This is a genomic window from Streptomyces carpinensis (genome assembly GCF_002154505.1).
GTDB classification, from domain to species: domain Bacteria; phylum Actinomycetota; class Actinomycetes; order Streptomycetales; family Streptomycetaceae; genus Streptomyces; species Streptomyces carpinensis.
The window spans coordinates 15,688-36,689 of the sequence record NZ_MUBM01000210.1 but is presented as its reverse complement, the minus strand read 5'-3'; the positions used below and the strand labels follow the sequence as shown (position 1 = coordinate 36,689).

General features: G+C 72.5%; 22 protein-coding genes. 15 read left to right on the top strand and 7 right to left on the bottom strand.

Features of this window, described 5'->3' with window-relative positions:
• Positions 1-28: 28 nt before the first annotated feature.
• Complete coding sequence (locus BZY54_RS27305; RefSeq protein ID WP_086727990.1) at positions 29-982, top strand: permease; 954 nt, start codon at positions 29-31, stop codon at positions 980-982.
• The gene (locus BZY54_RS27300) at positions 979-1,785 is read left to right on the top strand and encodes a TIGR03943 family putative permease subunit (RefSeq protein ID WP_086727987.1); all 807 of its coding nucleotides are present in this window, start codon (positions 979-981) and stop codon (positions 1,783-1,785) included. The genes BZY54_RS27305 and BZY54_RS27300 overlap by 4 nt, the downstream gene beginning before the upstream one ends.
• Before the next feature lie 4 nt (positions 1,786-1,789).
• On the opposite strand, the gene BZY54_RS27295 is transcribed toward BZY54_RS27300, so the two are convergent.
• Positions 1,790-2,944 carry a Gfo/Idh/MocA family protein gene (locus BZY54_RS27295; protein ID WP_086727986.1) on the bottom strand — a complete coding sequence of 385 codons (1,155 nt, stop codon included), beginning with the start codon at positions 2,942-2,944 and terminating at the stop codon, positions 1,790-1,792.
• A 131-nt stretch (positions 2,945-3,075) separates the two neighbouring features.
• On the opposite strand from BZY54_RS27295, the gene BZY54_RS27290 reads away from it, so the two are divergent.
• Entirely contained in the window at positions 3,076-4,083 is a 1,008-nt protein-coding gene (locus BZY54_RS27290; RefSeq protein WP_086727985.1) for a LacI family DNA-binding transcriptional regulator, read from the top strand.
• 7 nt (positions 4,084-4,090) lie between these two features.
• Here BZY54_RS27290 and BZY54_RS27285 read toward each other — a convergent pair whose 3' ends face one another.
• Together BZY54_RS27285 and BZY54_RS27280 are read right to left on the bottom strand one after the other, a co-directional pair.
• Positions 4,091-5,542 carry a purine-cytosine permease family protein gene (locus BZY54_RS27285; RefSeq protein WP_244217356.1) on the bottom strand — a complete coding sequence of 484 codons (1,452 nt, stop codon included), beginning with the start codon at positions 5,540-5,542 and terminating at the stop codon, positions 4,091-4,093.
• Positions 5,543-5,638: 96 nt separating this feature from the next.
• Positions 5,639-6,064 (bottom strand): ATP-binding protein, encoded by a 426-nt coding sequence (locus BZY54_RS27280; RefSeq protein WP_086727983.1) that lies wholly within the window; start codon positions 6,062-6,064, stop codon positions 5,639-5,641.
• Positions 6,065-6,213: 149 nt separating this feature from the next.
• On the opposite strand from BZY54_RS27280, the gene BZY54_RS27275 reads away from it, so the two are divergent.
• Entirely contained in the window at positions 6,214-6,981 is a 768-nt protein-coding gene (locus BZY54_RS27275; RefSeq protein WP_086727982.1) for an IclR family transcriptional regulator, read from the top strand.
• Positions 6,982-7,059: 78 nt separating this feature from the next.
• A complete protein-coding gene (gene glpK, locus BZY54_RS27270; protein WP_086727989.1) occupies positions 7,060-8,577 on the top strand; it encodes a glycerol kinase GlpK in 1,518 nt (505 codons plus the stop codon).
• A 284-nt stretch (positions 8,578-8,861) separates the two neighbouring features.
• Here the strand turns inward: glpK and BZY54_RS27265 are convergent, their stop codons facing one another.
• Entirely contained in the window at positions 8,862-9,182 is a 321-nt protein-coding gene (locus tag BZY54_RS27265) for a DUF2795 domain-containing protein (RefSeq protein WP_086727981.1), read from the bottom strand.
• Positions 9,183-9,476: 294 nt separating this feature from the next.
• Here BZY54_RS27265 and BZY54_RS27260 point away from each other — a divergent pair, with 294 nt between their 5' ends.
• The gene (locus tag BZY54_RS27260; RefSeq protein WP_086727980.1) at positions 9,477-9,884 is read left to right on the top strand and encodes an SseB family protein; all 408 of its coding nucleotides are present in this window, start codon (positions 9,477-9,479) and stop codon (positions 9,882-9,884) included.
• Positions 9,885-10,184: 300 nt separating this feature from the next.
• Here the strand turns inward: BZY54_RS27260 and BZY54_RS27250 are convergent, their stop codons facing one another.
• On the bottom strand, positions 10,185-10,574 hold the full coding sequence (locus tag BZY54_RS27250) for a MarR family winged helix-turn-helix transcriptional regulator (protein ID WP_086727979.1): 390 nt from the start codon (positions 10,572-10,574) through the stop codon (positions 10,185-10,187).
• 260 nt (positions 10,575-10,834) lie between these two features.
• On the opposite strand from BZY54_RS27250, the gene BZY54_RS27245 reads away from it, so the two are divergent.
• The 9 genes from BZY54_RS27245 (at position 10,835) to BZY54_RS27205 (ending at position 18,543) form a co-directional block, all read left to right on the top strand.
• Complete coding sequence (locus BZY54_RS27245) at positions 10,835-11,131, top strand: helix-turn-helix domain-containing protein (RefSeq protein WP_086727978.1); 297 nt, start codon at positions 10,835-10,837, stop codon at positions 11,129-11,131.
• A 212-nt stretch (positions 11,132-11,343) separates the two neighbouring features.
• The gene (crcB, locus tag BZY54_RS27240; protein ID WP_086727977.1) at positions 11,344-11,808 is read left to right on the top strand and encodes a fluoride efflux transporter CrcB; all 465 of its coding nucleotides are present in this window, start codon (positions 11,344-11,346) and stop codon (positions 11,806-11,808) included.
• Positions 11,805-12,218 carry a DUF190 domain-containing protein gene (locus BZY54_RS27235; RefSeq protein ID WP_086727976.1) on the top strand — a complete coding sequence of 138 codons (414 nt, stop codon included), beginning with the start codon at positions 11,805-11,807 and terminating at the stop codon, positions 12,216-12,218. Before crcB (BZY54_RS27240) ends, BZY54_RS27235 begins: the two co-directional genes overlap by 4 nt.
• Entirely contained in the window at positions 12,215-12,589 is a 375-nt protein-coding gene (gene crcB, locus BZY54_RS27230; protein ID WP_086727975.1) for a fluoride efflux transporter CrcB, read from the top strand. Before BZY54_RS27235 ends, crcB (BZY54_RS27230) begins: the two co-directional genes overlap by 4 nt.
• 92 nt (positions 12,590-12,681) lie before the next feature.
• Positions 12,682-13,518, top strand: a complete 837-nt coding sequence (locus BZY54_RS27225) for an undecaprenyl-diphosphate phosphatase (RefSeq protein ID WP_086727974.1) — start codon at positions 12,682-12,684, stop codon at positions 13,516-13,518.
• A 726-nt stretch (positions 13,519-14,244) separates the two neighbouring features.
• Positions 14,245-14,922 (top strand): FadR/GntR family transcriptional regulator, encoded by a 678-nt coding sequence (locus BZY54_RS27220; protein WP_086727973.1) that lies wholly within the window; start codon positions 14,245-14,247, stop codon positions 14,920-14,922.
• 166 nt (positions 14,923-15,088) lie between these two features.
• The gene (locus tag BZY54_RS27215; protein ID WP_086727988.1) at positions 15,089-16,105 is read left to right on the top strand and encodes an asparaginase; all 1,017 of its coding nucleotides are present in this window, start codon (positions 15,089-15,091) and stop codon (positions 16,103-16,105) included.
• 50 nt (positions 16,106-16,155) lie between these two features.
• Positions 16,156-17,565, top strand: coding sequence for an aspartate ammonia-lyase (gene aspA / locus BZY54_RS27210; RefSeq protein ID WP_086727972.1), 1,410 nt, complete (start codon positions 16,156-16,158; stop codon positions 17,563-17,565).
• A 36-nt stretch (positions 17,566-17,601) separates the two neighbouring features.
• Complete coding sequence (locus tag BZY54_RS27205; RefSeq protein ID WP_086727971.1) at positions 17,602-18,543, top strand: glutaminase; 942 nt, start codon at positions 17,602-17,604, stop codon at positions 18,541-18,543.
• A 4-nt stretch (positions 18,544-18,547) separates the two neighbouring features.
• Here BZY54_RS27205 and BZY54_RS27200 read toward each other — a convergent pair whose 3' ends face one another.
• Positions 18,548-19,735, bottom strand: coding sequence for a D-alanyl-D-alanine carboxypeptidase family protein (locus BZY54_RS27200; RefSeq protein ID WP_086727970.1), 1,188 nt, complete (start codon positions 19,733-19,735; stop codon positions 18,548-18,550).
• A gap of 116 nt (positions 19,736-19,851) precedes the next feature.
• Positions 19,852-21,000: a transcription termination factor Rho gene (gene rho / locus BZY54_RS27195; RefSeq protein WP_086727969.1), complete on the bottom strand. Its 1,149-nt coding sequence runs from the start codon at positions 20,998-21,000 to the stop codon at positions 19,852-19,854.
• Positions 21,001-21,002 lie beyond the last annotated feature (2 nt).

The window sequence follows — 21,002 nt, the reverse complement described above, 5'->3', positions numbered from 1 at the left end:
GGCGGCCGGCGCCCCCACCGTCCGCGTCCTGCCCCGGTTCTGGCCGCTCCTGCTGCTGGGCGCCGCCGTGGTTCCCGGTGGGCTGATCTTCGTCGCCGGGCGGTGGGCGGACGCACCGGCCCTGCAGGCCTGGCGGACCGTCTGTCTCGCCGTCACCGTGCAGGCGCTGCCCTTCCTGCTGCTCGGCACGGCCCTGTCCGGTGCCATCAACGCCTTCGTGCCGGCCCGCGTGTTCAGCCGGGTACTGCCGAAGCGGCCCGTCCTCGCCGTCCCGGTGGCCGGGGTCGCCGGAGTCGTCCTGCCCGGCTGCGAATGCGCCTCGGTGCCGGTCGCGAACAGCCTGATCAACCGGGGCGTGACCCCCGCCGCCGCGTTCGCCTTCCTGCTGTCGGCGCCCGCCGTCAACCCGGTCGTGCTGACCGCCACGGCGATCGCCTTCCCCGGCAACCCCGCCATGGTGCTGGCCCGGCTGCTCGCCTCGCTGGTGACCGCCGCCGTCATGGGCTGGCTCTGGCTCTTCCTGGGCCGCGAGGAGTGGCTCAGGCCGGCCGTGCGGCACACCGGGCACCAGCCGGGGCACAACCGCTGGACGGAGTTCCGGCGCGGCTTCCAGCACGACTTCCTGCACGCGGGCGGCTTTCTGGTGCTCGGGGCCATGGCCGCGGCCACCTTCAACGTGACGGTCCCGCGCACCGTGCTCGACACCTTCTCCGGCTCGCCCTGGCTGTCGGTGCTGTTCCTGGCGGGACTCGCCGTGCTGCTGGCGGTCTGCTCGGAGGCCGACGCGTTCGTCGCGGCCTCGCTCACCGGGTTCTCCCCCCTCGCGCGCCTGACGTTCATGGCGGTCGGCCCCATGGTCGACCTGAAGCTGATCGCTCTTCAGGCCGGCACGTTCGGCCGGGCGTTCGCCGCCCGCTTCTCCGCCGCCACCACGGTCGTCGCCATCCTGTGCAGCGCGCTCGTCGGAGGGTTCCTGCTGTGAGACGTCCCCTGCAGGTCACCCTGCTCGTGCTCAGCGGCCTCGGCCTGCTGCACGCCTCGCTCTTCACCGACCTCTTCCTGCGTTACGTCAAGGAGGGCATGCGCCCGTTGCTGATCGGCTCCGGCGCGGTGCTGCTCGTGCTGGGAGTGGCGGAGGCCTGGGCGTCGCAGCCGGAGCCGGACCGGCCCCACGCGCACGGCGGCCCCGGAAGCCACGGGCACGACCGCCCGTCGCACGAGGCGGCCGGCCCGGACCCTGCGCGCCACGACGGCCACGGCCACGACCACTCCTCCGTGCCCCGCGTGGCGTGGCTGCTCCTGCTCCCGGCGCTGAGCCTGCTGTTCTACGCCCCGCCGGCCCTCGGCGCGTACACCGCCTCCCGTGAGGCACCCAGGGCCGTCGACCGGCAGAGGCACTTCGACCCGCTGCCCGCGACCTCACCGCTCCCGATGACCCTGACCGACTTCACCCGCCGGGTGCAGCAGGACCGCGAGCAGGCCATCCGGGGCCGCACGGTCCTGCTGACCGGCTTCGTCACGCCCGAGAAGGGCCGCGACACCTGGTACCTGACCCGGATCATCCTCTCCTGCTGCGCGGCGGACGCCCAGTCCGTGAAGGTACGGGTCCACGGGACCGGGGCACCGCCCGCCGACACCTGGGTCGCCGTCACGGGCACCTGGCACCCGGGCGGCACCCTCGGCACGGCCTCCTCTCCCACCGCTCTCGACGCCCGCACCGTCACTCGGATCCCCCGACCGGCGAACGGGTACACGGACAACCTCCCGCTCGTGCCGTCCCGCTGACGGCTCAGGCCACGCTCACCCACCTCCCGTCCCGTGCGGAGGCGGCCATGGCGTCCAGCGCCGTCGCGGCGGCGACGGCGTCGCCGAGGGTGGCGCCGTGGGCGGCGCCCTCCGTGACGGAGCGCAGGAAGTGGTGGGCCTCGATGACCTTGAGGTCGTCGTAGCCCATGGCGTTGGCCGCGCCGGGCTGGAAGGCGGCGTACTCGCCGTGCCCGGGGCCGACGTGGACGGTGCTGACGGGCTGGTCCTGGTACGCGGTCCCGCGACTGATCCCGAGTTCGCCCATGCGGCGGAAGTCCCAGAACAGCGCGCCCGTGGTGCCGTGGATCTCGAAGCCGTAGTTGTTCTGCTCGCCGACCGAGACCCGGCACGCCTCCAGCACCCCGCGGGCGCCCGAGGCGAAGCGCAGCAGGCAGTTGACGTAGTCGTCGTTCTCGACGGGGCCGAACTCGCCGCCCGCCGCGCGGGCGTGACCGGCGGTGGCGCCGGCCGGGCGGGCCCGCTCGGGCACGAACACGGCCGTGTCGGCGGCCAACGAGTCGATCTCGCCGAGCAGGTGGCGGGCCAGGTCGACGCCGTGCGAGGCCAGGTCGCCCAGCACTCCGCTGCCGCCGCGCTCGCGCTCGTACCGCCAGGTCAGCGCCCCCTCGGGGTGGGCGGCGTAGTCGCTGAACAGCCGGATGCGGACATGGGTGACCGTGCCGATCTCGCCGGCGGCGATCATCTCGCGGGCGGCGGCGACGGCCGGTGCGTTGCGGTAGTTGAAGCCGACGGTGCCCCACACGCCGGCCCGCGCTGCGGCGTCGGCGACCGCGCGGGCGTCCCCGGCGGTGAGGCCGACCGGCTTCTCGATCCAGATGTGCTTGCCGGCCTCGGCCATGGCGACACCGATCTCGCGGTGCAGGAAGTTCGGCGCGGTGATGCTGACCGCCCGCACCCGGGGATCGGCGGCGATCTCCCGCCAGTCGAGGGTCGCGGAGTCGAAGCCGTACCGCTCGGCCGCCTCGGCGGCCCGGCCGGGCACCTCGTCGGCGACCGCGACCAGACGCGGACGCACCGGCAGCTGCGGAAAGTGGTGGGGCACGCGGACGTACGCCTGGGTGTGCACCCGCCCCATCCAGCCGAATCCGACGACCGCGACGCCGAGTGTGTTCACCATGACAGCCCCTCTTTGGACCGATCCAAAAGCTCCGGCTCACCATGGCCGCCGCTCGCGCCGGGTGTCAAGGCGTTCACCCGGCGCCGAGACCGCCCTTTACAGGGCCGCACCGTTGTGGAACGGTCCACTGCATGCGACCCCCGACCATCCGCGACGTGGCCACGCGGGCCGGTGTGTCGAAGTCCCTGGTCTCGCTGGTGCTGCGCGGCTCCGAGAGCGTGCGTCCCGAGAAGCGGCGGGCCGTTCTCGCCGCGATCGAGGAACTCGGCTACCGGCCCAACGCCGCCGCCCGCAGCCTGAGCGAGCGGCGCACCCGCACCGTCGGCGTCCTGCTGAACGACCTGCGCAACCCCTGGTTCGTCGAACTCCTCGACGGGCTGAACTCGCGGTTCCACGACAGCGGCCTGCACGTGCTGCTCGCCGACGGGCGGCTCAACCGGCGTCTGGGAGAGGACCTCACCCGTACCTTCACCGAACTGCGCGTGGACGGCATGGTCGCCGTCGGCACCCTGCAGGATCCCGGGGCGCTGCGCACGGCGGCCGACCGGGTGCCCACCGTCGTCGCCGGCACCCGGGAGCCCGTGCTGCCCCGCGTGGACGTGATCGCGGGCGACGACGAGCACGGCGCCCGGCTGGCCACCGAGCACCTCATCGGCCTCGGCCACCGGCACATCGCGCACATCGCCGGTCTGGGCGCGGTCGGAGAGCTGCGCCGCCGCGGTTTCGAGGCCGCCATGCGCGAGCGCGGCCTGGCGGGCACGGCGGTCGTGGAGCAGGGCGACCTCACCGAGGAGGGCGGCTACCGGGCCACCGTCCGGCTGCTGAGCCGCCCGCAGCGGCCGACCGCCGTCTTCGCGGTCAACGACATGACCTGCGTCGGCGCCCTGTCGGCAGCCGAGGAGAGCGGCCTGCGGGTGCCCCGCGACCTTTCGCTGGCCGGCTACGACAACACCTACCTGTCACGGCTGCGGCATCTGTGGCTGACCACGGTGGACAACGCCGGCCATGACGTGGGCCGGCGGGCCGCGCAGCGGCTGCTGGACCGGCTCGAGGACCCGGACCGCCCGCGCGCCGTCGACCTGACCGTTCCCGTCCTGGAGGTGCGCGGCACGACGGCACCGCCGTCCGGCGGCGCCTGAGCGGCACTCAGGGCTCGCGGTGCTGGTGCGCCGCCCGGTCCAGCTCCACCGCCTCCGCCTCGGCCAGCCGCTGCTCGGCCGCCACGTCGATCGACCGGGTCAGCCACCAGTACAGCAGCGCGGAGACCGGCAACCCGATGAACAGGGAGATGTCGGCGCCGCCCAGCGTCTTCGCGGCGGGTCCGACGAAGAGCGTGCCGACGGAGAAGAACGGCACCATGGCGGCGAAACCGACCAGGTAGGAGGTGATGCCCTGCCAGCCCCAGCGACCGTAGATCCCGTGCGGGTTGAAGATCTCGGCGATGGCGTAGTGGCCCCGGCGCACCACGTAGTAGTCCATCAGGTTGACCGCGGTCCACGGGATGAACAGGTAGAGCACCAGCAGCAGGAAGTCGTTGAAGTTGCGCAGGAAGTGGGAGGTCGCGGCCAGCGCGCCCACGAGGGAGAGCGCCGCGGTGAGCCCGAGTGTGACCAGCCGTACGGCGAGCGTCGGCCGCACCCTCCGGAAGGAGTCGATGGCGCTGATGAGGGTCAGCGATCCGCCGTACATGTTCAGCGCGGTGACGGAGACGAGGCCCAGCGCGGCGAACAGCAGCACGACCGCGCCGAACCCGCGGAACACGGTGTCGCCCGCCGCGTCGATCGAGGGGATGGTGTCGAAGCCCTTGCCGGCCCAGGCGGCGAGCAGCGTACCCAGCACCATCAGCCAGATCCCGCCGAGCGCGGAGCCGAAGTAGGTCCAGTAGAACGTCTTGCGGACCGTCACGTCGGGCGGCAGGTAGCGCGAGTAGTCCGAGACGTAGATGGCCCAGCTGATCTGGTAGCCGGCGACCACCCCGAACTGGGCGAGGAACGGCGTCCACCTGAAGCCGCCCAGGTCGAAGGAGCCGGGCGGGTAGTGCAGGTTGACCAGGATGCCCACGGTGAAGATCCCGAACACGACCAGGAAGGTGTACGTCAGGACCCGCTCGGCCTTGTGGATGACGTCGTAGCCGACGAGCGCGACGACCAGGGCGACCGCGGCGACGACGGCCACCCACAGCTTGACGCCGCCGTGGATCGTGGTGTGCAGGGCCTGACCGGCGAGGATGGTGTTGAAGACGTTGAAGCCCGCGTACTGCACGTAGGCGAACAGCCACACCAGAAGGGCGCCGACATAGCCGAACTGGGGTCGCGACTGGATCATCTGCGGCAGCCCCAACTGGGGGCCCTGCGCCGAGTGGAACGCCATGAAGAAGGTGCCGATGACGGTGCCGGCGACGATCGCGAGGAGTGACCAGAGGAGGTTGCCGCCCTCGGTGATGCTGATCAGGCCGACGGCCAGGGTGGCGATCTGGGCGTTCGACATGAACCACAGCGGCCCCAGATGCCACAGCTTGCCGTGCCGCTCGTCCAGGGGCACATAGTCGATGGACCGGATCTCCAGGCCCGACACCCGCGGCTCGGCTGATGTGGTCACGGCGCCTCCCGAGGCTGATCCACCCCAGGGTCACGGTCGCCCCCCGGCCGCCGCAGGTCAAGGAGTGTGCACGAGGACGCCGACGGCCGGTGCTGCTCAGCCCGCGAGGACCTCCGCCCACCGGCTGGTCCAGCCGGAGTCCGCGCGTACCCCGCACCGGGCCGACAGCGCGTTGACGATGCCCAGGCCACGGCCGTGCTCGTCCGGGTCGGGCGCCGCCTCCGGCCCCGGCGGTGCCGCGGGGCCCAGGTCGGTCACCTCGACGTGGACGGCCCGCCGGCCTTCGACGGGCAGCCGCCACAGGCGCAGCGTGGCCGGCGGCCGGGCGTGCACGAGCGCGTTGGTGACCAGTTCCGAGACCACGAGGAGCACGTCGTCGGCGGCGTCGGCGGGCAGGTTCCAGGTGCCGAGGACCGCGCGGACGCGGTGACGGACGGCCGAGACCGTCCCCGGCGAGTGCGGCAGCGGGAAGGCGTGATGGACGGCCCTGTGCGGTGCGGCCTCGAGCTGCGCTACGGACATGGGTCCCCTCTTCCTGCGGGCGGCGCTGCCGACCGGGAGCCGGGCGCGACAAGGAACGCTAAATAGCGGATTGCGCTCAGGTCAACGTTTGGCGGTCGGCAATGCCGAACGGCAGTCCTCACCGGCGCAAATCGGGCTAATATCGCCACATGGCCGGACCCGTCCAGTCCATCGAACGAGCGGCGGCGATTCTGCGCCTCCTCGCGGGCGGTCCCCGCAGGCTCGGGCTCGGCGAGGTGGCGTCCTCACTCGGGCTGGCCAAAGGCACCGCCCACGGCATCCTGCGCACCCTGCAGCACGTGGACTTCGTCGAGCAGGACGAGGCCACCGGGAAGTACCAGCTCGGGGCGGCGCTGCTGCACCTGGGCACCAGCTACCTCGACGTCAACGAACTGCGCTCGCGCTCGATCAACTGGGCCGACGCGCTGGCCGCCCGCAGCGGGGAGGCCGTCCGCCTGGGCACGCCCCTGGAGGGCAAGGTCCTCATCGTCCACCATGTCTTCCGGCCCGACGACACCCTACAGACCCTGGACGTGGGCGCGCTGCTGCCGCTGCACGCCTCCTCGCTCGGCAAGGTCCTGCTGGCCTACGGCGCCGCCGCCCTGGACCCGCTGCCCCCGGACGGGCTGGAGGCGTACACGCGCCACACCCTCGTCGTCCGGGAGGACCTGGACCGAACCCTGGCCGAGATCCGCGAGCTCGGCTGGGGAGCCGAGGTGCAGGAGATGAGCATGGGGGACGCCGGTATCGCCGCCCCGATCCGCGGCCACGGCGGTCTCGTGGTGGGCGCCATCGGCCTGTCCGGCGCCGTCGAGCGGATCTGCGACACCCGGGGCCGGCCGCTGCCCGCACTGATCGCCCTGCTCCGGGAGGCGGCCCGGGCGATCTCCCGGGATCTGGGGGCGGTTCGCTGGTAGATCCCGGTAGGTCCCCGCTGGACGGTCTCCCCAGGGAGGCGTCCCACCTGCGTGACGCATCGGAAGGCAGGCCCGATCATGGTTGACCGGTATGTGATGTCCATCGACCAGGGCACCACGTCCACACGGTGCATCCTGTTCGACCATCGCGGGCGCCTGGTGTCCGTCTCCCAGCGGGAGCACCGTCAGCACTTCCCCCGGCCCGGCTGGGTCGAGCACGACGCCGTCGAGATCTGGCGCAACGTCCAGCGCATCGTGCCCGAGGCGCTGCAGAGCGCGGGAGTGGACGCCGGGCGGATCGCGGCCATCGGGATCGCCAATCAGCGCGAGACGACGGTGCTCTGGGACAGGCGTACCGGAGTCCCGCTGGGCCGGGCGATCGTGTGGCAGGACACCCGCACCGCGCCGCTGGTCGATGCGCTCAGGGACCGGCCCGGCGACGAGTTCTTCCTCGACCGCTGCGGCCTGCCGCCCTCCACCTACTTCTCCGCCCCCCGGATCCGCTGGCTGTTCGACCACGTCGAGGGCCTGGAGCAGCGCGCCCGTGACGGCGAGGTGCTGTTCGGCACGATCGAGAGCTGGCTGATCTGGAACCTCACCGGCGGCATCGACGGCGGCCTGCACATCACCGACCCGACCAACGCCAGTCGCACCATGCTCGTCAACATCCGGACCCTGACCTGGGACCCGGAACTCATGGACTTCTTCGGCGTGCCGCGCGCCCTGCTGCCGGAGATCCGCTCCTCCGCGGAGAGCTACGGCGAGGCCCGCGCACTGCTCCCCGGGGTCCGCATCGCCGCCGCCCTCGGCGACCAGCAGGCCGCCCTGTTCGGCCAGACCTGCTTCTCGCCCGGCGAGGCGAAGTGCACCTACGGCACCGGCAGCTTCTTGTTGATGAACACCGGCACCGACCTGGTGAGCTCCCAGCACGGCCTGCTCACCACCGTGGCCTACAAGATCGCGGGTGAGCCCACGGTCTACGCCCTGGAAGGGCCGATGGCCGTCACCGGTTCGCTGGTCCAGTGGTTCCGCGACCGGCTGGGCCTGATCAGCACCGCGCCCGAGATCGAGACCCTGGCGCGCACGGTGGAGGACAACGGCGGCTGCTACATCGTCCCCGCCTTCTCCGGCCTGTTCGCCCCCCACTGGCGCAGCGACGCCCGCGGAGTCGTCGTCGGCCTCACCTCCTACATCACCAAGGGCCATCTCGCCCGGGCCGTCCTGGAGGCCACCGCCTGGCAGACCCGTGAGGTCGTCGACGCCATGAACGCCGACTCCGGGCTCGCCCTGCGGCAGCTGAAGGTGGACGGCGGCATGACCTCGGACAACCTGCTCATGCAGATGCTCGCCGACGTCCTCGACGTACCCGTCGTACGGCCGCTGGTGGCCGAGACGGTCTCGCTCGGCGCCGCCTACGCCGCCGGGCTCGCCGCCGGATACTGGCCGGATCTGGAGGTGCTGCGCCGCAACTGGCACCGGGCCGCCCAGTGGCTGCCCGACATGGACCCCGAACGGCGCGCGTGGGAGTACGAGAGCTGGCAGCGGGCCGTCGAACGGTCCTTTGGCTGGGTCCGCCTGCCCGAGCAGCCGCGCTGACGCCCCCGCCGTGAGGGGCGTGCGGATTCGGCGTGGCGGCGCCGAATCGCCCCCGAACCCCTGGTTACTCAGACCGATGGGTTCGGAAGTGAGCCCCAGGGCTCTCCGCGCCGCGTACGGCGGAGAGCCCGCCCGCGTCGCGGTTACGCCGCCGTCGTGACCGGCCGACGGTCACCGCCGTCCGGCCGCTGTCCGCCTCCTCCGTCGCGCAGCGGCCCACGAGAGCCAGCGGTTCGACGAGGCCCCGGGTGCTGACCAAGGGCCTCAGCGGTCCATGTGGGGCCTCACCGGTCCAGTTCGTCCTCCACCGGTGGCTTCGGCACCTCACGCAGATGCTGGGACTGGCCCTGCCTGCCACCCTCGCGGGCCTGCTCGGCCCGCTGTGCGGGGCTCGTGCCGAGGCCGGAGTCGGGGGACGTCCGCACCGACCGGGCCACCTCCTCACGGTTGGCGTACTGCTCGGGCGGGATCCCGCGCAGCGCCTTGACGACCTCCTGCGGCGCACCGGACCGGCTCGCCGCCTGCACCAGGTCGTCCTTGCCGGCCGGGAAGTCGACGTCCTTGATGGCCTTCACCACGTCCCGGGCGCTCGTCCTGTGGGCCATGACTCCTTCTCCCTCTTCGGGCGGGGATGCGGATGCGAATTCCTCGGCCACGGAAGCGAATCCGATGAATTCAGGATGAACCGGGTAACCGCCAGGGCCCGCCGCTCACCTCTCGCCGCCGCCCGGGCCGGCCACGGCCACCTGCGTGCGGCCGAGTTCGCGGGGCCGAGGAATCCCGTCGCCGGGACGATTGCGCCGCGTGTGGTCGGGTACGCGAGCAGGACCGTATCGGGGGCGAACCGCCTACGACTACCTCCGAACGGGCCGCACGACCGCCGCGACCAGGGAATTGCCATGGACACACCTCAGCACGACAACACCGTCACGCTCGCCCAGCGGGCGCTGGACGTGCTCGCCGAGAACGCCGAGGACACCGCGGCGCTGGACACGCTCGCCGGTAGCGACGTGCTGGTCCCGGTACCCGACGACGTGAGTGACGAGGATGCCACCAACCCGGCGGCGGTGGCGCTGCCGGTCCTGGAGCAGCCGGGAGGCGTGCCGGTGGTGCCCGTGTTCACCTCGGAACTGGAGATGTCGGAGCTGCTGCCCTTCATCTCCCGTTACCGCCTGGTGCCTCTGGGAGCCCTGGCGTCCCAGTGGCCGGCCGAGGACCTGTCGCTGACCATAGACGCCAGCTCCCCGCACGGACTGACGCTCACCTCGGAGGGCGTACGCACGCTGCTGGCCCGTCCGCAGGGTTGAGCGGCGGGACGGCCGCCTCGCCGCCCCGTGGCAACGGGGCGAGGCGCGGCACCGGACCCCGCGAGCCCGGCATGATCCGAACGAGAGGCCATAGGGCCTGTCGTCGAACTCCCGTCGTCCGCCCGGAGGGCGGGCCCTGCGGCGTCAGGTGCGTGCTCTCGGTGTGCCGGGCACTGGCCCTCGTACTGGATGTACTTGGGCCTGGGCTCGGTGCGGCGAGTGGGGGCACCTTCCGCGCCGTGAAGGCAGTGGGGGAGCGTGCATGGCGTCGCCGGGCAGACGGGAGTTCGACTACAGGGCCTAGCTGCCGCTCAGCGGGCGCTCCAGCGCCGCGCGTTGCAGCGGTAGCACCTCTGTATGCAGGTCGCGGCCCTTGCGGGTGAGCGAGACCCACATCCGGCGCCGGTCCGTCGCGCACACCGACCGCTCGACCAGGCCCTCCCTCTCCAGCCGGCCGACGAGCCGGGACAGCGCGCTCTGGCTGAGGTGGACCCGGTCGGCGAGGTCGTGCACCTGGCGCCGGTGGCTCTCCTCGACGGTCCCGGCGGTCAGGATGTCGAGCACCTCGAAGTCGCTCGCGCACAGGCCGTGCGGGTGCAGCGCGCGGTCGATCTCGCACATCGTCCGCGCGTGCACCGACAGGATGCCCCGCCACTGCTCCGCCAGCCGGGCCCCCGCGTTCGCTCCCATGCGCCGCATGCTAGTGCGGTGCATGCGCGTGCATCGATCCGAGCGATCGAGACGCCGGTGGCGCGAGTGCGCCCCCATTCGGTCCTGACAGCCCCTACGACCCCGCCGGCCGCGCCCACCGGCCCCGAGGACTCCGAGCCGGGTTGCTGCCGTCCGTGCGGTACCGGACAAAGCGCCGTCGAGTCCCGTGCACGACGGGTCGGCCGGCGGCACAGTGGGAAAACGTCAGGACGGGACGGCCTCGACGACAGGAGGCGGAGATGCTGAGGACTCCCGCCGGCCGGACGCGCCTGGTCATCCTGGAGTGGCTGAAGGACCCGTCCGCGCACGCCCCCCGGCCACGCCGCCGCCCCTACACCGACCCGGCCGAGCACGGCGCGACCGCCGCGGCCGTCGCCGCCGGCCTCGGCATCCCCCGCCGCGTCGCCGAGACGCATCTCGCCCTCCTCGCCGACCTCGGCCTGCTGCGCACCCGCCGGATCCGCCGCCGCACGTACTACCGGCGCGACGAGTTCCGCATCGCCGAGGTGGCCCGGCTCTTCGAGAAGGGCTGGTGACCGAGGGCTCGGGGAGGCGTGCCCGCATGCCCTCGGCATGACCCGCCTCGTGGCCCGGCGCTACGCTGTTGCACGGCCGCGATCACCGTCGCGGCGCGGCGGTGGGGCCCGCCGTACCCGAACCGCGGCACCGACGCCGCCAACGGTCCCTACTTGCGAAGGCAGCGGCCCCGCATGTCCGAAGGGCCCGGGCGAGTAGGAGACGTACGACGATGACAGCGCCGGAAACCGAGAGCCTGGGTGTCGGGCCCCGTCGTGCGGCGCGGCAGCACACCTGGCGTGTCCAGGCGCCGGTCGTCGCTGTGGTGGCGCTCGGCGGTGTGCTCGGCGCCTTCGCCCGCTACGCGGCCTTGCTGCTGTGGCCGACGCCGCCCGGCGGCTTCCCCTGGGCGACGTTCTGGACCAATGTCGTCGGCTGCGCGGTGATGGGGGTCTTCATGGTGGTCATCACCGAGGTGTGGGCCGCACACCGCCTGGTCCGCCCGTTCTTCGGCACCGGTGTGCTCGGCGGTTTCACCACCTTCTCCACCTACGCAGTGGACATCCAGAGGCTGACCGACGCCGGCCACCCCCGCACCGGTCTGGCCTACCTCGCCGGGACACTGTGCGCGGCGCTCGCGGCGGTGTGGATCGGCGCGACGGCGGCCCGCCGGGTGCTGAGGTGGCGGCAGTCATGACGAGGCTCACCGGCGGCGCCCTGCGCGTGACCGTCTTCGTCGGCGAGAACGACACCTGGCACCACAAGCCCCTCTACTCGGAGATCGTGCACCGGGCGCACGCCGCCGGCCTGGTCCACGCGAGCGTCTTCCGCGGCATCGAGGGCTTCGGTGCTTCCTCCCTCATCCACACCTCGCGGTTGCTGTCGATGAGTGAGGACCTGCCCGTGGCGATCATGATCGTCGACACCGAGGATCGGGTACGGGCCTTTCTGCCGCGGCTGGACGAGTTGGTCACCGAGGGGCTCGTCGTCCTCGACGACTGCGAGGTCGTTTCCTGGGCCGGCCGTGGACCGGGCGGCGGACACGACCGCGGGCCAGGCCGTGGTGATCTCGGCGGCACGGGCGGGAACGGTGGGAACTCGCTGTGAACTGGCTGCTGGTGGCCGTGGGGGCCATGGTCGGCGCCCCGCTGCGCTATCTCACCGACCGCGCGGTGCAGTCCCGTCACGACTCGGTCTTCCCTTGGGGCACCTTCGTGGTCAACGTCACCGGCTGTCTGATCCTGGGGCTGCTGACCGGGGCCGTGTCGGCAGGGGCCGTCGGCCCGCACCCGCAGTTGCTGCTGGGCACCGGCCTGTGCGGGGCCCTGACGACGTACTCGACGTTCTCGTACGAGACCCTGAGGCTGACCGAGACCGGCGCGGGGCTCTACGCTGCCGCCAACGCCGTCGCGAGTGTCGTTGCGGGCCTCGGTGCCGCCTTCGCCGGAGTCTGGATGTCACAGGCTCTGTGGTCGTAGGTCACCGGGACTTCATCTTGGCGTAGTAAGAGTGTCTGCAACGCAAGACCGTCTACAACACTGTCGACCAACCTTTCCCAGAACTGGATCCCATGAGCGCCATCTCCGTCGGTCAGGCCGCCGTCCTCGGAGTCGTCGAGGGGGTGACCGAGTTCCTCCCCGTGTCCTCCACCGGCCACCTCAAGATCGCTGAGGGGCTCATGAACATCCCCGTGGACGACAAGGCCGTGGTCGGGTTCTCCGCCGTCATCCAGGTCGGTGCCATCGCCGCCGTGCTCGTCTACTTCTTCAAGGACATCGTGCGGATCGTCTCCGCCTGGCTGCGCGGTCTCACCAACCGCGAGGAGCGGTACCACCACGACTACAAGTTCGCCTGGTGGGTCATCTACGCCACCATCCCGATCGTCGCGGTGGGCCTGGCCGCCAAGCCCCTGATCGAGGGCCCGCTGGCCTCGCTGTGGGTGGTCGCCGGTTCGCTGATCGTCGGCAGCGGTGTGATGTGGTGCGCGGACCAGATGGGCCGCCACAAGCGCGGCGAGGACGACACGTCCTTCAAGGACGCGATGCTGGTGGGCACCTCGCAGATCCTCGCCCTGCTCTTCCCCGGCTTCTCCCGCTCCGGCGCCACCATGTCCACCGCGCTCATCCTGGACCTGGACCGCGTAGCCGCCACCCGCCTGTCCTTCTTCCTCGGCATCCCGGCCCTCACGGGCGCCGGCCTGTACGAGCTGAAGGACGCCCTCGGCGCGGGTGTGGGCGCGGCACCGCTGGCGGTGGGCACGATCGTCTCCTTCGTCGTCGCCTACGCCTCCATCGCCTGGCTGCTGAAGTTCGTCGCGAAGCACTCCTTCAACGCCTTCGTCGTGTACCGGATCGTCGTCGGCGTCCTGCTCTTCGGCCTGCTGGGCACGGGCGCGCTCAACGCCTGACCGCACAGGGGAGCGCGTCCCAAATCCCCCGGCGCACGATCGAAAACCTGAGAGGAATGCCCTCTTACACTGAGGGAACAGGTTCGGCACATGCGTGACGTACGGGGGAGACGATCACTGTGGGGCCAGAGCGAGGACAGCTCCGGATACCGTCCGAGGACGGCGCCGTCCCTGGCGCCGGGCACGTGCGCGTCGACCTTCCCGGCCGCGGACGGTCGGCGCGTGCGGACGTCCTTCCCGAGGCCTCACCACCCCCGCCGCTGGACAGTCCCCCTCCGGGGCGTTACTGACCGACCGGGGTGATCTGGCCCCTCTCGCGCTCCACGACGGCGGGCGCAGGCTTCCGCGGGGTGCGGGCCCGCTGCCGGTGGCCGCGCACAGCACCGTGGACGGCCGAGGGGCCGCGAGGGTGCGTTACGCCCGGGGCGCGCTGAAGCAGAGCGTCGTGGCCGCGGCCAGGACCACCCGTCGACCCCGGCCGTCCGGCGCTCACTGTCCTGCGACCTCAAGGGCCCGGGTGAGACCGTGGAGGCCATGGAGCGGTACGAGAAAGCGCCGCCGATCACCAGGCCACCCTGGACGCGGCCAACGGGGGTCGACTGCGACATCGACGCCCTGAGTATCTGATCGCTTCGCTTGACAGGAAGCGCCCGGTACCCGCACGATCGGCGCGTGAACCTGTCAGACAGCCAGACAGGTGGACTGGTACCGCGGCGCGTCAGCGCGATGGAAGCGGTGCTCACCCACCTGCGGGGCGCCATCGAGCGCGGCGAGTACGCGATCGGCGACAAGCTCCCCTCCGAGGCCGAGCTGTGCCGCACCCTGGAGGTCTCCCGGCCCGTGCTGCGCGAGGCGCTGCGTGCGCTGCAGACCATGGGCCTGACCGTGTCCAGGACCGGCAAGGGCACCTTCGTGATCGCCGGCGCCGTGGAGGACCCCACCTTCGGCGACTACTCGGCCAGTCACCTGCTGGAGGTGCGCCGGCACATCGAGATCCCGGTCGCCGGCTACGCGGCGCAGCGGCGCACCCCCGAGGACCTGGACCATCTGCTCCACCTGCTGGAGCGGATGGAGCAGGAGACCGACACCACCTCGTGGGTCGCGCTGGACACGCTGTTCCACCTCTCCGTCGCCCAGGCCGCCCAGAACCCGGTCTTCCGCCGGGTCATCGAGGAGATCCGGGACGCGCTCGCCCGCCAGTCCGCCTTCCTGAACGAGCTGGGCGACCGGCGCGAGCAGTCCAACCGTGAGCACCGGGCGATCGTCGAGGCGCTGACGGACGGTTCCGAGCACGACGCGGTGGCGGCCATGTCGCACCACCTGGACCGGGTCGAGAAGACCCTCACCGACATCGTGCGCGCCGCGCGCCCGGCCCAGCCCACGGACGGCGGAACCGAGGCGTGAGCAGACCCGCCGACCACACCACCGCGCCGTGCCCGCCGCTTTTCGCGGCGGCGCCGGCGGCGAACCGGTCCGGCCCGCGCGGCCGTGCCGCCCGCACTCCCACCGGGGCCGGCGCGTGAACCCCGCGCAGGCCCACGAAACCCACCCACCAGTGATGCAGGCAGTGATGTACAGCAGCTCTTCCGCGGAGGCACCCCTCGTCCGCGAACCCCTCCACGCCCCCGTCGCCCACCTCGTCCGCGGCGGGGTGACCGAGGGCGTCCACTACGGCTCCGTCGTCGTCCTCGGCACCGACGGCCGGGTCGACTTCCAGCTCGGCGACGTCGAGGCGGCGTTCTACCCGCGCTCGGCGATCAAGCCCGTCCAGGCCGTGGCCATGGTGCGGGCCGGCCTCCCGCTGGAGGGCGAGCTGCTCTCGCTCGCCGCCGCCAGCCACTCGGGCGAGGAACGCCATCTGGCCGGCACGCGGCGGATCCTCGAACTGGCCGGACTGACCGAGGAAGACCTGCGCAACGTCCCCGACCTGCCGTTCGACCCGGTCGTCCGGGACGCCTGGGTGCGCGAGGGCCGGCTGCCCTCCCGGCTCGCCCAGAACTGCTCCGGCAAGCACGCGGCCATGCTCTACACCTGCAAGCTCAACGGCTGGTCCCGCAAGGACTACCTGGACCCGGCCCACCCCCTCCAGCAGGCCGTCGCCGAGACCGTGGAGGACCTCACCGGGCAGCGCATCGCCCGCGTCACCGTCGACGGCTGCGGCGCGCCCCTGTTCGCCGTCTCCCTGCACGGCCTGGCCCGCGCCGTCGCCCGCATCACCACCGCCGCCCCCGGCACCCCCGAGTCCCGCGTGGCCGACGCGATGCGTGCGCACGCGGAGATGGCCTCCGGCTCCGGCCGGGACGTGGCCGCGCTGATGCGGGCCGTGCCCGGACTGCTCGCCAAGGACGGATTCGAGGGCGTCCAGGTCGCCGCACTGCCCGACGGCCGGGCCGTCGCCGTGAAGATCGCCGACGGTGCGAACCGGGCCCGTGTCCCGGTCGCCGCCGCGGCCCTCGCCCGGGCCGGCGTCGACGCGGAGCTGCTCACAGAGTTCGCGGGCGAGACGCTGCTCGGCGGCGGCCGACCGGTCGGCAGCGTCCGCCCGGTCGGTGCCCTGGACCCGGCGCCGCTCACCGCCTGCGCCTGACCACGCGCGACACCCTCACCCTTCGTACCTCCGAAAGAGGCCGCACCCTCATGACCGCCGCCACCCGCAGCGAACACGACCTGCTCGGCGACCGCGACGTCCCCGCCGACGCGTACTGGGGCATCCACACCCTGCGCGCCACGGAGAACTTCCCCGTCACCGGAACCGCGATCTCCGCCTACCCGCACCTGATCGACGCCCTGGCCGCCGTCAAGGAGGCCGCCGCCCTCGCCAACGAGGAGCTGGGCCTGCTGGACCCGCGCAAGGCCGCCGCCATCGTCGCCGCCTGCCGTGAGATCCGCGCCGGCGACCTGCACGACCAGTTCGTCGTCGACGTGATCCAGGGCGGCGCCGGCACCTCCACCAACATGAACGCCAACGAGGTCGTCGCCAACCGGGCCCTGGAACTGCTGGGCCACGCCAAGGGCGAGTACCGGCACCTGCACCCCAACGAGGACGTCAACCTCGGCCAGTCCACCAACGACGTCTACCCGACCGCCGTCAAGGTCGCGACGGTGTTCGCGGTGCGCGGGCTGCTCAAGGCGATGGCCGTGCTCCAGGACGCCTTCGCCCGCAAGGCCGTCGAGTTCCGCGACGTACTGAAGATGGGCCGCACCCAGCTGCAGGACGCGGTGCCCATGACGCTCGGCCAGGAGTTCTCCGCGTACGCCGTGATGCTCGACGAGGACCGCAGCCGGCTCGCCGAGGCCGTCGAGCTGGTCCAAGAGATCAACCTCGGCGCCACCGCGATCGGCACCGGCCTGAACGCGCCCGCCGGCTACGCCGAAGCCGCCCGCCGCCACCTCTCCGACATCACCGGACTGCCCCTGGTCACCGCGGCCAACCTGGTCGAGGCCACCCAGGACTGCGGAGCGTTCGTCCAGATGTCCGGCGTGCTCAAGCGGATCGCGGTCAAGCTCTCCAAGAGCTGCAACGACCTGCGCCTGCTCTCCTCCGGGCCGCGCGCGGGCCTCGGCGAGATCAACCTGCCGCCGGTGCAGGCCGGTTCGTCCATCATGCCCGGCAAGGTCAACCCGGTGATCCCCGAGGTCGTCAACCAGGTCGCCTTCGAGGTGATCGGCAACGACGTCACCATCACCATGGCCGCCGAGGCCGGGCAGCTCCAGCTCAACGCCTTCGAGCCGATCATCCTGCACTCCCTGTCCGAGAGCATCACCCACCTGCGGGCGGCCTGCCTGACGCTCGCCGAGCGCTGCGTCGACGGCATCACCGCCAACACCGAGGTGCTGCGCGCCACCGTGGAGAACTCCATCGGCCTGGTCACCGCCCTCAACCCGCACATCGGCTACACCGCAGCCACCGACATCGCCAAGGAGGCCCTCGCCACCGGTCGCGGCGTCGCCGAACTGGTCCTGGAGAAGGGCCTGTTGCCCGCCGAGCGGCTGGCCGACCTGCTGCGGCCGGAGGTCGTGGCGGGCAGCTGCGCGCCCGTGGCCTGAGTCGCTGCGGCGCACCAGGACCGGCCCGGAGGCACAATGGTGATCATGGCAGTCCCCCCGTCGTCCCTCACCTACCAGCCGGTTCTTAAGCGCATCGCCGAGGAGATCGAGCACACGCCCGGCCGCGGGCGTCCCGCCGACTACATCCCGGCGCTCGCGGCCCGCGACCCGCGCGCCTTCGGCATGGCCGTCGCCGAGCTGGACGGCACGGTGTACGGGGTGGGGGACTGGCGGGAGCCGTTCTCGACGCAGTCCATCACGAAGGTCTTCACCCTCGCCCTCGACCTGGCCCGCGAGGGCGACGAGCTGTGGGAACACGTGGGCCGCGAGCCGTCCGGCAACCCGTTCAACTCCCTGGTGCAGCTGGAGCACGAGAACGGCATCCCGCGCAACCCGTTCATCAACGCGGGCGCCCTGGTGGTCACCGACCGCCTCCAGACCCGCACCGGGGACGCGGCCGGTGAACTGCTCGCCCTGCTGCGCGCCGAGAGCGGCAACCCGGACCTGGACTTCGACGAGGAGGTCGCCGCCTCCGAGACCGCGCACGGCGACCGCAACGCGGCCCTCGCCCATTTCATGGCGTCCTACGGCAACATCGACAACCCGGTGCCGGCCCTCCTCGACCAGTACTTCCGTCAGTGCTCGATCGCGGCGTCCTGCGCCGACCTGGCCCTCGCCGCCACGTTCCTGGCCCGGCACGGCATCCGCGCCGACGGCACCCGGCTGCTCAGCCGCAGTCAGGCCAAGCAGGTCAACGCGATCATGCTGACCTGCGGAACGTACGACGCGGCGGGCGACTTCGCCTACCGGGTCGGCCTGCCCGGCAAGAGCGGTGTGGGCGGCGGCATCATCGCCGTCGTGCCCGGCCGGTGCGCGCTGTGCGTGTGGAGTCCCGGGCTGGACGAGCGGGGCAACTCGGTGGCGGGCGTGGCGGCTCTGGACCGCTTCACCACGCTCACCGGCCTGTCGGTGTTCTGATCCGTCAGTCGCGGGCGAGCCGCTTGCTCCTGCGCCGCAGGGCCACCATCACCACCCCCGCGCCCAGCCCGGCGGCGCCGCCGACCGCGCCCGCCTCCGGCCAGCCCCAGACGACCCCCGCCTCCGATCCCGCGGCTCGCGAAGCGGCGGCCGAGGGCGCCGGCCGCGTCGTGTGGGCCACCGGGCGCAGCGCGTCCAGGGAGCCGACCGGATCGACGCGCCCGGTGGCGTCGAACCCCCAGTCCAGCAGCGATCGTGCCTCCTCGTAGACCGCGAGGCCGCCTCCCTTCTGCGGGTGCATCACCGTCACGAGGAGCGTGCGTCCGTTCCGGCGGGCCGCGGCGACGAGCGTGTTGCCCGCCTTGCTGGTGTAGCCGTTCTTGATGCCGATCAGACCGGGATAGCGCTTCACCCCGTCGGCGCCGGTCAGCAGCCGGTTGGTGTTGGCGATCTGGTACGTCGTGCCGCCGTCGCCGGGGAAGGCGGCCGCGGCGGTGGAGCAGTAGCGCGCGAAGTCCGGGTTGCGCAGCCCGGCCCGCCCGAAGACCGCCAGGTCGTACGCCGAGGACACCTGCCCGTCGGCGTCGTAGCCGTCGGGCGAGACGACGTGGGTGTCCGGGGCGCCCAGCGTACGGGCCTTGGCCTGCATCTGCCGGGCCGTGTGGTCCCATCCGCCGTTCAGCGCGGCGAGCACGTGCACGGCGTCGTTGCCCGAGTTCAGGAACACCCCGCGCCACAGGTCGGCCACTCGGTAGGTGTGGCCCTCGACGACGCCGACCAGGCTGCTGCCCTCGCCGATTCCCCTCAGGTCGTCGTGGCTGACGGTGTGCGTGGCGCTCCCGGGCAGGGTCGGCAGCACGGTCAGCGCGAACAGTGTCTTGAGGGTGCTGGCGGGGGGCAGCTTCTCGTGCGCGTTGTGCGCGGCGAGGACCTCGCCGGTGTCCGCGTCGGCCACCAGCCAGGACAGCGCGGAGACCTCCGGCGTGTCGGGCGCTTCGGGGTGCAGCCTGACCTGTGTGCCCTCGCGCTCCAGCAGGGCCGGCTGGGGCACCGCCGTCTTCGGCTGCCCCTGGGCGCCCGGGTCCGATCCGGCCCGGCCCGTCGCCGCCACCGGTGAGGCCAGCAGAAGCATGCCCGCCGTGCACAGCGCGCAGGCCGACGTGGTCGCTCGGGGAGAAAATCGGATCTTCATATCGCAAAGCTAGGAACGAACCGCCGGGGGCGGGATGTTGCCGAGGGCCGAACGGGGACCACGAGCACCCGGATGTCCCAGCGGCCGCCGCCGTTCGGGTCGCCGCGGGCGCCGTCCTAGCCGCTCGGCAGTGTCGGCTGGATCCGTCGCAGGAAGGTGGCGTTGTCGGGGGCGTCGCGCAGCCGGTCCAGCAGGGTTTCCAGGCCGGTCCGCCCGTCACGGTCGCGCAGCACGCGGCGCAGCCCGCGGGTGGCCGTCAACTCGCTGGGGGAGAGGAGCAGTTCCTCGCGGCGGGTGCCGGAGGCCTGGATGTCGACGGCCGGGAAGACGCGACGGGAGGCGAGTTCGCGGCTCAGCCGCAGTTCCATGTTGCCGGTGCCCTTCAGCTCCTCGAAGAAGAAGTCGTCGGCGCGGGAACCGGTCTCGACCAGCGCGGTGGCGAGGATGGTGAGCGAACCGCCCTCCTCGGCCGACCGCGCCGCCCCGAACAGCCGTTTGGGGCCGTGCAGCGCGGCCGCGTCGACGCCGCCGCTGAGGGTGCGGCCACCGGCTGCGGCCGCGTTGTTGTGGGCCCGGCACAGCCGGGTCAGGGAGTCCAGGAGCACGACGACGTCCTCGCCGGCCTCCACGAGCCGCTTGGCCCGCTCCACGACGAGTTCGGCGAGCGCGATGTGCTGCGCGGGGGTCCGGTCGAACGTGGAGGCGTAGACCTCGCCGCGCACGGAGCGCCGCATGTCGGTGACCTCCTCTGGGCGCTCGTCCAGCAGCATGACCATCAGCCGGCACTCGGGGTGGTTCCCCGCGACGGCGGCCGCGATCTGCTGGACGAGGACGGTCTTGCCGGTCTTGGGCGGCGCCACGACGAGTCCGCGCTGGCCCTTGCCGATGGGGGCGACCAGGTCCGCCACGCGCCCGGTGAGACCGGCGGCCGGATGTTCCAGGCGCAGCCGCTCGCTCGGGTGCAGCGGGGTGAGGTCCCCGAAGCGGCGCCGGCCCCGCAGTTCTTCCGGCGCGCGCCCGCCCACACGTGCGACGCCGGTGAGGACGTGCCGGTCTCCCAGCACGCCGTCGACCAGGTCGCCCCTGCGCAGGCCGTGCCGGCGGATCAGGGCGGCGGAGACCTGGGGATCGGTGGGGGAGGGCAGCAGGTCCGCACCGCGCAGCCGGCCCTTCCCGCTCGCGTCGATGTCCAGGACACCGGCGACGAGCCGGGCGGCCGGGGACGGCTGCGGCCGTACCGGAGGATGTTCGAGTGTGGTGGTCATGG

Excerpts from the sequence above, each read along its gene's own strand:
- BZY54_RS27295 (WP_086727986.1), bottom strand. The coding sequence starts at position 2,944 with ATGGTGAACACACTCGGCGTCGCGGTCGTCGGATTCGGCTGGATGGGG.
- BZY54_RS27290 (WP_086727985.1), top strand. The coding sequence starts at position 3,076 with ATGCGACCCCCGACCATCCGCGACGTGGCCACGCGGGCCGGTGTGTCG.
- BZY54_RS27280 (WP_086727983.1), bottom strand. The coding sequence starts at position 6,064 with ATGTCCGTAGCGCAGCTCGAGGCCGCACCGCACAGGGCCGTCCATCAC.
- BZY54_RS27275 (WP_086727982.1), top strand. The coding sequence starts at position 6,214 with ATGGCCGGACCCGTCCAGTCCATCGAACGAGCGGCGGCGATTCTGCGC.
- glpK (WP_086727989.1), top strand. The coding sequence starts at position 7,060 with ATGGTTGACCGGTATGTGATGTCCATCGACCAGGGCACCACGTCCACA.
- BZY54_RS27265 (WP_086727981.1), bottom strand. The coding sequence starts at position 9,182 with ATGGCCCACAGGACGAGCGCCCGGGACGTGGTGAAGGCCATCAAGGAC.
- BZY54_RS27260 (WP_086727980.1), top strand. The coding sequence starts at position 9,477 with ATGGACACACCTCAGCACGACAACACCGTCACGCTCGCCCAGCGGGCG.
- BZY54_RS27250 (WP_086727979.1), bottom strand. The coding sequence starts at position 10,574 with ATGGGAGCGAACGCGGGGGCCCGGCTGGCGGAGCAGTGGCGGGGCATC.
- BZY54_RS27245 (WP_086727978.1), top strand. The coding sequence starts at position 10,835 with ATGCTGAGGACTCCCGCCGGCCGGACGCGCCTGGTCATCCTGGAGTGG.
- crcB (WP_086727977.1), top strand. The coding sequence starts at position 11,344 with ATGACAGCGCCGGAAACCGAGAGCCTGGGTGTCGGGCCCCGTCGTGCG.
- BZY54_RS27235 (WP_086727976.1), top strand. The coding sequence starts at position 11,805 with ATGACGAGGCTCACCGGCGGCGCCCTGCGCGTGACCGTCTTCGTCGGC.
- BZY54_RS27225 (WP_086727974.1), top strand. The coding sequence starts at position 12,682 with ATGAGCGCCATCTCCGTCGGTCAGGCCGCCGTCCTCGGAGTCGTCGAG.
- BZY54_RS27220 (WP_086727973.1), top strand. The coding sequence starts at position 14,245 with ATGGAAGCGGTGCTCACCCACCTGCGGGGCGCCATCGAGCGCGGCGAG.
- BZY54_RS27215 (WP_086727988.1), top strand. The coding sequence starts at position 15,089 with ATGTACAGCAGCTCTTCCGCGGAGGCACCCCTCGTCCGCGAACCCCTC.
- aspA (WP_086727972.1), top strand. The coding sequence starts at position 16,156 with ATGACCGCCGCCACCCGCAGCGAACACGACCTGCTCGGCGACCGCGAC.
- BZY54_RS27205 (WP_086727971.1), top strand. The coding sequence starts at position 17,602 with ATGGTGATCATGGCAGTCCCCCCGTCGTCCCTCACCTACCAGCCGGTT.
- BZY54_RS27200 (WP_086727970.1), bottom strand. The coding sequence starts at position 19,735 with ATGAAGATCCGATTTTCTCCCCGAGCGACCACGTCGGCCTGCGCGCTG.
- rho (WP_086727969.1), bottom strand. The coding sequence starts at position 21,000 with ATGACCACCACACTCGAACATCCTCCGGTACGGCCGCAGCCGTCCCCG.